Origin of the sequence: Lactobacillus porci (assembly GCF_009695985.1) — a bacterium.
Classification (GTDB): domain Bacteria; phylum Bacillota; class Bacilli; order Lactobacillales; family Lactobacillaceae; genus Lactobacillus; species Lactobacillus absianus.
In genome coordinates this window covers 1-11,968 of the sequence record NZ_VUMX01000020.1, presented here as the reverse complement: position 1 = coordinate 11,968, position 11,968 = coordinate 1, and the positions used below count along the sequence as shown (strand labels likewise).

16 protein-coding genes are annotated in these 11,968 nt (G+C 41.0%); 7 read left to right on the top strand and 9 right to left on the bottom strand.

Features of this window, described 5'->3' with window-relative positions; translation table 11 throughout:
- Positions 1–76 precede the first annotated feature (76 nt).
- The 4 genes from FYJ62_RS07480 to FYJ62_RS07465 all read right to left on the bottom strand — a co-directional run bounded on the left by FYJ62_RS07480 (position 77) and on the right by FYJ62_RS07465 (position 5,110).
- Positions 77–2,170, bottom strand: coding sequence for a DUF262 domain-containing protein (locus tag FYJ62_RS07480; protein ID WP_154549083.1), 2,094 nt, complete (start codon positions 2,168–2,170; stop codon positions 77–79).
- Between the two features lie 495 nt (positions 2,171–2,665).
- A complete protein-coding gene (locus FYJ62_RS07475; protein ID WP_154549082.1) occupies positions 2,666–3,358 on the bottom strand; it encodes an ATP-binding cassette domain-containing protein in 693 nt (230 codons plus the stop codon).
- 20 nt (positions 3,359–3,378) lie between these two features.
- Positions 3,379–4,140 carry a hypothetical protein gene (locus FYJ62_RS07470; protein WP_154549081.1) on the bottom strand — a complete coding sequence of 254 codons (762 nt, stop codon included), beginning with the start codon at positions 4,138–4,140 and terminating at the stop codon, positions 3,379–3,381.
- Between the two features lie 154 nt (positions 4,141–4,294).
- Positions 4,295–5,110 (bottom strand): XRE family transcriptional regulator, encoded by an 816-nt coding sequence (locus tag FYJ62_RS07465; RefSeq protein WP_326832014.1) that lies wholly within the window; start codon positions 5,108–5,110, stop codon positions 4,295–4,297.
- A 315-nt stretch (positions 5,111–5,425) separates the two neighbouring features.
- On the opposite strand from FYJ62_RS07465, the gene FYJ62_RS10835 reads away from it, so the two are divergent.
- Positions 5,426–5,608 carry a hypothetical protein gene (locus FYJ62_RS10835; protein WP_154549080.1) on the top strand — a complete coding sequence of 61 codons (183 nt, stop codon included), beginning with the start codon at positions 5,426–5,428 and terminating at the stop codon, positions 5,606–5,608.
- Positions 5,609–5,735: 127 nt separating this feature from the next.
- Here FYJ62_RS10835 and FYJ62_RS07455 read toward each other — a convergent pair whose 3' ends face one another.
- Both FYJ62_RS07455 and FYJ62_RS07450 read right to left on the bottom strand, forming a co-directional pair.
- Complete coding sequence (locus tag FYJ62_RS07455) at positions 5,736–6,125, bottom strand: VOC family protein (protein WP_154549079.1); 390 nt, start codon at positions 6,123–6,125, stop codon at positions 5,736–5,738.
- Positions 6,126–6,237: 112 nt separating this feature from the next.
- Entirely contained in the window at positions 6,238–6,402 is a 165-nt protein-coding gene (locus FYJ62_RS07450) for a hypothetical protein (RefSeq protein ID WP_154549078.1), read from the bottom strand.
- 190 nt (positions 6,403–6,592) lie between these two features.
- Here FYJ62_RS07450 and FYJ62_RS07445 point away from each other — a divergent pair, with 190 nt between their 5' ends.
- Both FYJ62_RS07445 and FYJ62_RS07440 read left to right on the top strand, forming a co-directional pair.
- Complete coding sequence (locus FYJ62_RS07445) at positions 6,593–7,546, top strand: Rpn family recombination-promoting nuclease/putative transposase (protein WP_154549077.1); 954 nt, start codon at positions 6,593–6,595, stop codon at positions 7,544–7,546.
- Positions 7,539–7,769 (top strand): hypothetical protein, encoded by a 231-nt coding sequence (locus tag FYJ62_RS07440; protein WP_154549076.1) that lies wholly within the window; start codon positions 7,539–7,541, stop codon positions 7,767–7,769. Before FYJ62_RS07445 ends, FYJ62_RS07440 begins: the two co-directional genes overlap by 8 nt.
- Before the next feature lie 52 nt (positions 7,770–7,821).
- Here the strand turns inward: FYJ62_RS07440 and FYJ62_RS07435 are convergent, their stop codons facing one another.
- Together FYJ62_RS07435 and FYJ62_RS10830 are read right to left on the bottom strand one after the other, a co-directional pair.
- A complete protein-coding gene (locus FYJ62_RS07435; RefSeq protein ID WP_154549075.1) occupies positions 7,822–8,244 on the bottom strand; it encodes a hypothetical protein in 423 nt (140 codons plus the stop codon).
- Positions 8,245–8,882: 638 nt separating this feature from the next.
- A complete protein-coding gene (locus FYJ62_RS10830) occupies positions 8,883–9,164 on the bottom strand; it encodes a hypothetical protein (RefSeq protein ID WP_229771870.1) in 282 nt (93 codons plus the stop codon).
- On the opposite strand from FYJ62_RS10830, the gene FYJ62_RS10825 reads away from it, so the two are divergent.
- From FYJ62_RS10825 to FYJ62_RS07415, 4 genes are all read left to right on the top strand, one after another.
- The gene (locus FYJ62_RS10825; protein WP_326832017.1) at positions 9,055–9,591 is read left to right on the top strand and encodes an Rrf2 family transcriptional regulator; all 537 of its coding nucleotides are present in this window, start codon (positions 9,055–9,057) and stop codon (positions 9,589–9,591) included. The two genes, FYJ62_RS10830 and FYJ62_RS10825, sit on opposite strands and share 110 nt — an antisense overlap.
- Positions 9,584–10,564 (top strand): Rpn family recombination-promoting nuclease/putative transposase, encoded by a 981-nt coding sequence (locus FYJ62_RS07425; protein ID WP_154549073.1) that lies wholly within the window; start codon positions 9,584–9,586, stop codon positions 10,562–10,564. Before FYJ62_RS10825 ends, FYJ62_RS07425 begins: the two co-directional genes overlap by 8 nt.
- Positions 10,557–10,751, top strand: coding sequence for a hypothetical protein (locus tag FYJ62_RS07420; RefSeq protein ID WP_154549072.1), 195 nt, complete (start codon positions 10,557–10,559; stop codon positions 10,749–10,751). The genes FYJ62_RS07425 and FYJ62_RS07420 overlap by 8 nt, the downstream gene beginning before the upstream one ends.
- A 319-nt stretch (positions 10,752–11,070) precedes the next feature.
- A complete protein-coding gene (locus FYJ62_RS07415; protein ID WP_154549071.1) occupies positions 11,071–11,745 on the top strand; it encodes a hypothetical protein in 675 nt (224 codons plus the stop codon).
- Between the two features lie 133 nt (positions 11,746–11,878).
- Here the strand turns inward: FYJ62_RS07415 and FYJ62_RS07410 are convergent.
- The coding region (locus tag FYJ62_RS07410) for an IS3 family transposase (protein ID WP_154486841.1) at positions 11,879–11,968 on the bottom strand (90 nt) is incomplete at its 5' end.

Genomic DNA, 11,968 nt, shown 5'->3' with positions numbered 1-11,968 from the left:
AAGAATAAAGGCCTACGTCTGACATACCGTATATGATAAGCGACACTCCATAACAACCATAGAAGCTCATGCGATTTTATTCCTTCTTCCTAGACACAATCTCAATTTGCAGTTCGCTTTGATCAATGCCATAGAAGTCAAACAGATTTCTCAATTTATGAATCTTGTTCCAATTATCAGTCGATGTGTACAGGTAGACCCCATCTGCAACTCGGCTAAAGCCGTTTTCCGGATGATCAATCAGAACCTTCTCCAACTTGGTTCGGTCCCCTGCAACCAGTTGCCGCATTGGTGCTGGGTCAAGTTCATAGAGTGCCTGCACTACTCCGATATACATTTCTTTCCAAGTCCGCTTAGGGAGTTTGTATGGCGTGTTCATGAGACTATACGAAGCAATCTTTACGTTTGCGTAGTTGTTTTCGTCATCAAGGCCATAGACCTCATTCTCGACAACCTTCGGTTGAAAATCACTGCTTGGCAGCGGCCAAAGTTTCAAAGCCGTCTGCTTCAAGAGCTCACTACGCTCTTGAAGTTCTTTTTCAGTCCACTGATCGCATCCCTTAACAAAATCGTTCAGTCTAAATCCACTATGGTCAAAGCCGTTTTCAGCAGTCTTCTTCTCGTAGAAACTCTTGTTGCTATAGCTTGAGTTGTAGGCTGTCAGTGTCAAGTTGGCCAAGCGGTTGTCCCAGCGGTCATAAATAGCTTGATAACCATCTCCAAGCGCTTTTTTCCACGCACTTGACAGTGTCTGCGGCATAATGTGCTCAATCGTGTAGCGGTTGTTTTGCATCCCATCAATAACATTGACTCTCTCTAAGGAATCTTGGTTCTCCAAGCGATCAAAAAGGTAGTATTTGGTCTGCTGGCGCATGTTGTAGGCATCCCTGGTTTCAATGCTCTCCGCGAATTCAGCATCAGTTGGGAAGCGTGATACTTCGGTCTTAGATAGGAGCAAATAGTTGATTATATCAACATAATTGTCAGCTTGATCAACATACTTAAGTGAATCGCTGAATAGGGTCGCAAACAGCTTGTTCAATGCATTACTTGGTATGCCGCAGATCAAGCGTCTAAAGATATATGACTCAACGCTAGTCAGAACTGCTGCTACTTCATCATCGCTAATTTTGCCTTCTTGCCAGTAGTCAAACAGCGGCAAAATGAAGGATCTGGTGACGCTTACTTCCAAGACGGATAAGCGCTTGAGCACCTTATTTACTTTATCGCTTGGACTCTGCGAGCATCTTAGCTGCTTTTCGTAGTCAGCATACTTGACCAAATCCTGCAAAACAGCTTCAGTGGTCAGCTTTTTCTGCTCAATATAACGTTTAAAGACCTGATAAACCTTGCCCATGGCAGGAACCTTCTTTAAATTGAAGGTCAAATAGTTACGGATAAACTCAGAAACATGATACTCGTTATTCTCTTCAGTATCGAGTTCAATTGGATGCCAGTACTTATTGTAGTATTCTTCTTGCTGATCGGTCGGCAAGTTCATCAAGACGAAGTTTCGAATCTTATCTGCCTCAGTCAGATCAACCCCTGTTGAGTTTAAGCTTTCAAAAATCAGCTGAGCGTCATCTTCTCCCTGTCTGAGTGAAATATCAATTACAATTAGGCGCTGAATTGCATCCCAAAGTTCATCAACCGTGATCCTTTGCTTTAATATCTCATCTTGGAAGAACTTAAAGTTGGTCGTTTGATTCGACTCTTCTTTATAGCCTGAATTCGGTCCAAATAGTTTTATCAAAGCTTCTGCATCATGTTTAACCGGCTGCAATTTATAGTGGTCAATACTGCCTTTGTCTTTCACATGCCGGCAAATTAAATAGTCCTCTTCAATTTCTTCAGCAACCAAGTCGGGATCTTCTGCTTTAATTTGGCCATCTTCTAATAGTTTAACCATAGCCAGAATAAGCAGATATACGGTAGTTAACCGCTGTTGACCGTCGATAATCTGAAGTTTGCTGCTGTAATCTCCCCCAATTTCAACTATACTGCCAAAGAAGTGAGTGTCTCTGTCTTCTTTCACCATATCAACCAAGTCATCAAACAATTGTTGGCAATTTGGGACCTTCCAGTCATAGTTTCTTTGGTATACCGGAATTTGCAGCTTTGTCTTTGAGCCGTCAAACATCTCGTAGATTGGTATCGCAGTGCCCTTCATTTTCTTTTCCTCACATTCTCTATATTGCTAATTATATGATAGCATCTTCACCCAATAGTAGTAGACAAAGGATGTGCTTTCCCGTAAACAAAAACCCTCTCTAATATTTTAGAGAGAGTTAATCCTGAATTAATTGTAAAATGACAGCTCAACCCCATTGGATTTCAGGTTAAGAACAAGCCGGTTCCTTCCGGGCCTGTTCTTAGGTCTGATTCTGTCCTTTGGCAGCTCGAGCGGTACGATTGGATGTTCAGTCATAATATCGTGTTCCTCCGTATTCAATTGTTAAGAACAGTAAATGACTATTGAACAGAGGTCGATAGATACCGCGCTATTGGGGGCTTACTATCTATCCGTAAATACGTAATGATTAAATATACTTTATACAAAATGTCTATTAGCTAAAATAGATGTTTACTTTCGAATAAATAAAAAAGCAGTCCAAATGAACTGCTTTAAAAAAACTGTTAAGCCAATGCATCTCACTAGAGATTTCTATGCACCAACTAATTTAGCAAATGCTTCTTCTGGATCTTTCTTATCTGATGCGGCAACAAAATCATCATATGAAGCAAATGATCTAATTTCGCCATTGTGAAGTAAATGAATATAGCAATCTTGCTTAGTCATATAATTTAACTCATGAGTAGTAACAATCACCAAATGATCTTTTCTTTGCGCTAAATCGTTAATTACCTTTTCAATTTGAACTTTAGAGACTGGATCTACACCACTCAATGGCTCATCTAGTAAAAATAATTTTTTATTCAAATGACTTTCCAAAAATAATAAAAGCCATCTTCGCTCACCGACAGACATTTTGCCGACTTTACGCTTCATTAATCTTTGATAAAGCTCTTTAAAATGCGGTGATAGTTGTTCTGGATCAATTGTTTGATGCTGAGCTGAAATGCCAAAAACAAAATTTTGTAAATCTTGACCAGTAAGTGCACCGAAAATAACCGGATTTTGCGTCTGATAAAGAATTTCATTTTTAGAAGGAACACCATCTATTTCACCAGAATATTGAGTTTGTAAGTCGCTGATCAAATCAAACAAGGTACTTTTACCAGCACCGTTATAACCGATTAAATAATTAACTTTTTCATTTTCAAATTCAGCATTTAAATTTTGAAAAATCGGATTATCTTTATACGAAAAGGAAAGATTTTTAATTTTAATTGTCATGTTGAAGTTCCTTTCGTTCTTTAATTACGCATATTAAGTGAATTAAGTCGAACTTTTGGAATAGCTAATAAACCAATCGTCGAAAAAATTACGAAGAGAATTACAACTATCAATAATTGTTGTAAAGTATTTACATTAACATTTTGCAATAAATTACTACCTGTAATTAAAACTTGACTAACATAATCTACAGGATTAAGACCATAGAGTAATTCTCCAAACAAATTATGTGTATCCGTTCTTGCAGCTGATAACCAAAGCATTCCAAACAAGACAATATTAGCGACGGTACTAATCGTATTTAATCTCGTCGCAATTACACTTAATATTACTGCTAACAGAAAAACTGGAATTGCCGCAATTACATAAGTAATGGTATAAAAAATTAAGATTAGGATAATACTTTTTAGATTAAAAATAGAAAGCACTAAACCAAAGAGTAGTGTACTGACATAGCCAAATAGCATTTCACTCAGAATTAAGCCAAAAACGGCATATTTTTTATCACCACCAGAGATCATGATATAAGTTTTTAAAAAGCCGCTTTCACGAAAGTTAATCAGTTGAATCCCAATTCCGTTAATTGCAACTGATACGATGATATAACCAACATAATTAGCAGTTTGTAATAATAGTTGCGAAAAAGGCGTTGTTTGCCCTAAGCGAGAGAAATTATTAATTAGAAAGAGAACTGCTGGGAAAAAAACTGAATACAGAAATGGTAGTTTTTCCGAAAATATAACTTTAGTAAAGGTTTTAAAGTAGTTGAGTATTAATTTCATAAGCTTTTATTCCTCTCATTTGAAAATTAAGGAAATGGTATTAATTTGGTAATTCCCACCAATACATATCGGTTCCCTCCTTTAATATTATTTCCATGTTTTTAATTATACTTATTCGTTTTTTAATTAATCAAAGTGTAGTCTATACACTACATTAAATTTGTAAACTTTCTGCTATTTCTTCATACCCTAATTTTTTCAACTCTCTTTTTATCAAATTAGCTTTTTCATAATTTTCGCTCAGCACTGCATAATTAAATTTTCCGACCATTTTATAAATTAAAAAATGTATATCCTTAAGACCCATTAAATAGTTAAAACTTTTTTCAATATTATCAGAATTATACTTTTTTTCTTTACACAAATTAATAAAGTTATCGCATAATCGAGCCATTCGCTCTTCCTCTATAGTGGTTAATTTTCGTTTATTAACTTTTGACAAAATAATCTTCATAAAATAATCAACTCTATTTATATCCATTACCATCATCGTATTAGCAAATAACCTAATTGCTTCAAAATTAGTTGATATATTTTCATACTTACCCAATTCTTGATCTATCTTTTTTATGACCATTTTAGGTAAAGAATTTATTTTTCCTTCCATACTTGCAATTGCTACTTGTGATCTCAACCAAAGAATACTTTGTCCCTCTATCTTTAGAATTTCATCTGAGCATTCTTTTGCAACCGATAAATTACTTTCCATAAGCGCAATATCCATTTTCCTATTTATATTTTTTAAAACCTTAAAATTGCTTGGTGCATAAGTAGTTTCAAGTTTACTAAAAAAGTTAACAATATCAATTTCATGTTTAAATAATAATCTTACCAATGCTTCAGAACCTATATTTTTATTCTTATCTTCAACTTCTCCATAGAATTTGCGATCAATAATTCCTTTTGAAAATTTATATTTGGAAATACCTCTTTTTTCTCTTTCTTCTTTCAGCGCTTCACCAATTGTCACAATTACATACTCCTTAATGTTTTTATTATATAAAAAAGGCTTTATAATTAAACGTAATTTATATATACTATACATTTGTATAAATATATATTTAAAGCGATCCAAATGGACCGCTTTAAATATAGCATTAAGTAGTTTGGGAATGAATTAAATTACTTAAGTGATTTACTCAAACAAAATTACTACTAAAAAATAAACTGTAATATGTTAGTACATAGGTACGTAGTGTAAGCGCCCAATAGCGCGGTATCTATCGACCTCTGTTCAATAGTCATATACTGTTCTTAACAATTGAATACGGAGGAACACGATATTATGACTGAACATCCAATCGTACCGCTCGAGCTGCCAAAGGACAGAATCAAACCTAAGAATAGGCCCGGAAGGAACCCGCTTGTTCTTAACCTGAAGTCCAATGGGGTTGAGCCGTCATTTTACAGTGACGCCACTAACGAGCTTATGCTTGAAGTCGTAGACAGGTTCTTGAGCCATGATTAATCTGGCAGAACTGGGTCGCGTGTTCATTGTTTGCGGTAAGACCAACATGCTTCGAGGGATTCTCCGGGTGCGTCTTTCTTTTCTGTGGCACTTCAAATGTCGTGACGGTCTTTTGCTTAGGAACATGTTATTTTTTCATACTCTTAAAGGCAAAGTAGTGGCCTTCTGGGTCCGCAAAGTTGCAAGTCTCGGCACTGCCCATATCAACGACTTCACCAACAGTGACGCCCTTGTCAAGCAGCTTTTGGCGGGCCTTCTTCACGTCATCGCAGCTAAAGAGCAGTGACGGGGTAGCCAGGTCAAGTTCTGGTGAGTACTTGGCAATTACTTCCCGGTCAAACAGGTGCAGGCTGCTTTCCGCGTTTTTGCTGGCTGCCAGTAAGTAGTTCTTGCTTTCTTCCGGGCCTTTGCCTTCTTCTTTCACGATAAAGCCAACTTCTTCACTCCAGAACTTTGCACATTTTTCCGGGTCATTTACGTAGAGCATGATTTCGACTTGTTCGACTTGATTGAACATTTATTAGGGATCCTCCATTTTGAACATTTTTTACTAGTGATTTATCATAAGCCGATGACTAATACAAGCTTAAGACTAAGCAATAAACGGGACCAGCATAGCTGATCCCGTTTTAGTGGATTCGCGGGAATGGGTTGACCCCAAAGCCGGTAACCATCTTCCACTCCTGAACAACATAATCAGTCATCCAGTTGGTCGTCTTTACCGCTTCAGTCATAAAGTAGTCGACAAAGTTATAGTCTGGATACTTGTAATAGAGGTCCAGTGCTCTTCTCAAGGACACCACAGCTATCATGTTCTTCAAACAGATTTCTAAGTCAAATGCGGCAGATCAATACCACTTTGACATCAATTCGGCTTCTTTCTGCTGGCAAAGCCCTTATAATTTTGAAAAAGGAAAAAATTTTGGCATCTTTTCGTGTATTACTTATTGAAGGGGAAAATTCCCTTCTAGAAATGGAGGAAAAATGTCAAAATCACCCCTAACAGTTCGCGGCAGCAAGGACATCGTTCAAAAGGTCATGCTGGACAAGAACGAGATCTTTGCTGACGTGTTGAACGGCTTTATTTTCAACGGCCAGCAGGTTATCAAGCCGGACATGCTGGCGGATACGAACACGACCAGCTACTACAAGGCCAACGGGGAAATTCACGGCCAGGACCGGGACGTGGCCAAGCTGCTGACAATTGGCGATAAGAAGGTCGTCATCTTGCTGGTCGGAATTGAGAATCAGACCAGGCCGGACAAGCACATGCCGGCGCGGGTGATGAACTATGATGCCGCGGCCTACCGCTACCAGCTCACCAAGAGCAAAACGCTCTACCCCGTGCTTACGCTGGTGGTATACTACGGGAAAGAAGCGTGGAACTACAGCCGGAACTTGCTTGGAAACATTGAACTGCAGAAGTTGCCCAGGGAAATGCGGCAGCTAATCAGTGATTATGAGATCAAGGCCTTTTACCGGATCAGTGACTTGTCAGCACCAGAACTGGATCAGCGGTTCAAAAGCGCCTTCTTCTGTCTGGCGGAATACTTCATCCAGACCAATGCTGGCGAAGAATACCACCCGAGCGCCAAGAAGCTGTCGATCGAAGATATCATGCTTCTTTTGGATATGATGAATGCCTTGTCAGGCACTCATGCTTATGACGAGTTAATCAGACAATTGGAAGAAAAAGATAAGAACGAGGTGACTACCATGACTGAAGTACTGCCACAATTTATTCAGGTCAAGATTGACCGGGCAAAGAAGGAAAACACTGAAGAAGTGACTAAGAACGTGACCAAAGATCACTTGCTCAACATTCTAAACACTACCAATCTAACTCCGGACAAAGCTATGGACCTCCTGGGCATCCCCGAGGCAGACCGGCCTATGTACAAGGAACTGCTCAAGAAAACAGGTGACTACCATGACTGAAGTACTGCCACAATTTATTCAGGTCAAGATTGACCGGGCAAAGAAGGAAACCGCTGAAGAAGTGACTAAGAAAGTGACTAGAAAAACCACTGAAAACGTGACTAAAGATCACTTGCTCAATATTCTAAACACTACCAATCTAACTCCGGACAAAGCTATGGACCTTCTGGGCATCCCCGCGGCAGACCGGCCTATGTACAAGGAGCTGCTCAAGAACAAGTAAGCAGCAAAGCAAACAAAATCTGAAATACCCTGCAATTGTTTGACATAGGCGTTTAACGATTGTGGGGTATTTTCTCGGTCTCAAAATCGATATCTGGTGAGACTTTGGCATTCTTCGGAATTTCGGTCAAGGCATACACTTTTTCGTCAACGGTGACCAACAATTGACCATCTAATGCTTGAATAACCAGGCATTTAGTGCCTTTGGCAAAGCAGATAAGCTTGTTTGAGGCGTCTGTAGCTTGATAATAGTGATTCTTGTAGGAGATGGCCGATCCACTGTCAAACGTACGTGGAGACAGTACCGCTAGCGTATAGTTGATCGTCTCGTCGTCAGGGCTGTCTGCAAAAGCTAATTTAAATCTGTGAATGTCATGCCCGAGCTTATTGTTGAATTTCGGCACAAAAACATCCCGCAGATACTTGTTAGCATCTTCGATTGTGGTTATGTTGTGAAGCTTCAGCTCGGGCTTCAAACGGCTTTGTACGGTCTAGTTTGCCCGTTCCACCATGTCCTTGGCCTGTGGGTTACGATATTTGTTCCCAAGGTCTTGCAGGCATATCCAAATTGCGTAAGAACGTCTTTGTGCTCTAGTCTTAGCCGTCTCATAATTAAAAACGGTTCGATTGTCGGTTTTGAATCTAAGAGGAATGCCATAATTTTTCCCTTACAATGTTTCATGTATTTTACGCGAAAAAAGCCAAAATTACCGAAATTAGTGGCTAAAAAGTAGGTGATATTTGACAGTTTTCGTTTTTGTAAAGTTTGAATGTGGGTGGTTGGTGCGGCTGGGGTGGCCGATGCAGCCCCCAAAGTATGTCAACCGATTGCAATTTGGCGTTTTTTCTCCCCCAAGTTGACTCAACCGGTGTGGGATTTGCCTTTTTTGCCCCCCAAGTTGACTCAACCGGGCTAGGATTTGGCATTTTTCGCCCCCAAGTTGACTCAACCGGGCTGGTTTTTGATATTTTTCGCCCCCAGATTGACTCAACCAGGCTAGGATTTGGCGTTTTTCGCCCCCAAGTTGACTCAACCGGGCTGGTTTTTGATATTTTTCGCCCCCAGATTGACTCAACCAGGCTAGGATTTGGCGTTTTTTGCCCCCAAGTTGACTCAACCAGATTTGGTTGACATACTTCGGGGGCGGTTTTCGACCAAATCCACGCCGGTTGACATACTTCGGGGGATTTTTTCGGCCAAAATCAAACCGGTTGACATACTTTGGGGGCGGTTTTCGACCAAATCCACGCCGGTTGACATACTTCGGGGGATTTTTTCGGCCAAAATCAAACCGGTTGACATACTTTGGGGGCGGTTTTCGACCAAATCCAAACCGGTTGACATACTTCGGGGGCGGTTTTCGACCAAATTTTCAAGCAAGTTCGCGACCGCCATCCACATCCTCCTCTACCTTGAGCAATATCAAGACGAGGAGAAAATCACCTCAGAAGTTTTGGCCGATACGACTGGGATCAACCCGGTTAATATCAGAAAAATTCTGACCGACCTTAAAAAGAGTGACCTGGTCAAGACCCGGGCCGGGGTTGGCGGCAGCTACCTGGCTAAGCGGCCAGAAGAGATTGACTTAGAAGAGGTCTTCATGGCTGTTGAAGATCCCCGCCCTGCCCTCTTTCGGATGCATGAGCACCCAAATGAGAACTGCCCGGTTGGCCGTAGCATCAAGCTCGTTTTAGACAAGCGGCTGGAGGCAGCTAAGGCGGCCATGTTAGATAAACTGGCCGGGATGCGGCTGAGTGACCTTTATCAAGACATGCAAAAATTTATGGCAGAAAAAGAAGAAAGAACAGAGAAAGATGAGTAAAAGTGAAATCAGACAGTGCAGTTTAGACCGGGTCAAGGAGTATGGCGACTTGTACTCAGTCGCCTTTTCCGGCCCGCCTTGGTTTGACCCCTGGCAGGCAGCGGACGCGACTGTTCATGTCAAAGAACTCTTAGAAATCCCAACAGCCTATTACCTGGAGTACACCGTTGATGGTCAGGCGGTTGGCCTCTTACTGGGCCATTCCCAGATGTTTCACTCTGGCCGGATCTTTGAAATCAGCGATTTAGCGGTCAGGCCGGACAAGCACATGCCGGCGCGGGTGATGAACTATGATGCCGCGGCCTACCGCTACCAGCTCACCAAGAGCAAAACGCTCTACCCCGTGCTTACGCTGGTGGTATACTACGGGAAAGAAGCTTGGAACTACAGCCGGAACCTGCTTGGAAACATTGAGCTGCAGAAGTTGCCCAAGGAAATGCGGCAGCTAATCAGTGATTATGAGATCAAGGCCTTTTACCGGATCAGTGACTTGTCAGCACTAGAACTGGATCAGCGGTTCAAGAGCGCCTTCTTCTGTCTGGCGGAATACTTCATCCAGACCAATGCTGGTGAAGAATACCACCCGAGCGCCAAGAAGCTGTCGATCGAAGATATCATGCTTCTTTTGGATATGATGAATGCCTTGTCAGGCACTCATGCTTATGACGAGTTAATCAGACAATTGGAAGAAAAAGATAAGAACGAGGTGACTACCATGACTGAAGTACTGCCACAATTTATTCAGGTCAAGATTGACCGGGCAAAGAAGGAAAACACTGAAGAGGTGACTGCGAAAGTGACCAAAGAGGTGACTAGAAAAACCACTGAAAACGTGACCAAAGACTACTTGCTCAACATTCTAAACACTACCAATCTAACTCCGGACAAAGCTATGGACCTCCTAGGCATCCCCGCAGCAGATCGGCCTATGTACAAGGAACTGCTCAAGAAAACAGGTGACTACCATGACTGAAGTACTGCCACAATTTATCCAGATCAAGATTGACCGGGCAAAAAAGGAAACTGCTGAAGAAGTGACTAAAGACTACTTGCTCAACATTCTAAACACTACCAATCTAACTCCGGACAAAGCTATGGACCTCCTGGGCATCCCCGCAGCAGACCGGCCTATGTACAAGGAGCTGCTCAAGAACAAGTAAGCAGCAAAGCAAACAAAATCTGAAGTACCCCGCAATTGTTTGACATAGACGTCTAACGATTGTGGGGTATTTTTATGATCATATATTCATCTAGAACTCAAAAGAATCGCCCAAAAAGCGGATATGTCAACTGGCAGAATGCTTTGAGTAGCAGTTTATGAAAAATCAGCAATCAGCTCCGCTGTTGACTTTTGATAGTCGTTAAGCCCTAATGACGGTCTTCCCATCAGCAAGAAATACTTGTTCCAGACCAAATTCGATAGTAAACTGAACAGTGAAAAGTGTATATAGTCAGAATAAATAGAACAGAGGCAGAAAAATGCGTTTCAACAAAATCATGACGGCCTTGGCCGCAACAGGCATGATGCTCTCATTTACCACGCCAGTTCATGCTGCTAAAGCCAAGTACAAGATCGTTACCCACAAGCAGACCAAATACTACCCGCACTCAAAGATCAGATTCTACTTTCAGCAGCCAGTTCTGCAAGGAAAGTCGGCCGCGGTAAAGAAGATCAACAAATCATTAGCCAACCACTACAAGAAAGACCTGAAGTTCTATAAAAAAGGCGGATATGAGATGGCCAAAGACGTGTCCAGTTGGTACCCAAACTATAATAAAGCAGCGGCTTACGGGCTGGATGAATACACTGGTACCCATGTATACAATGGCAAGAAGTACTTCTCAGTCGGCTATCACAGAATTGACGTAGCCTACCAAGCCGCACATGAATGGGCGGAAGCTGGAACTTATTCTCTCAAGACTGGCAAGAAGCTGAAGTTAACCGATCTGATAAAGGGCAGCAAGAAAACCATCGCAAAGAAAATTTACCGAGTCCAAGATAAATACGACAAATTCAGTCTAAAAGGTCGGAGCCTGAATCCAAACAAGATGGAATTCATCGTTAAAGGAAACAAGATCTACATCACTCGTTATTCCTCAATGTATGCCTTAGGTGGCTATACCTTCCTGAATCCAGTTAAGATCGACAAATAAGATTGCAAAGAATACTTAGCCCGCATGGCTAAGTATTCTTTGCATACTAATCATTGGACTTTTCCATCCCCAGCACAAATAAGACCCCCGAAGCAATGAAGTGCCATAGAAAAGTTAGACATTTTATAAAATCTTAAATAGTTGCCATTACACGATCTCTATATTTTACAGGGGTCGTGTAATTTAGTTTATTGGACCGTCTGATGTTGTTAAACCAATATAT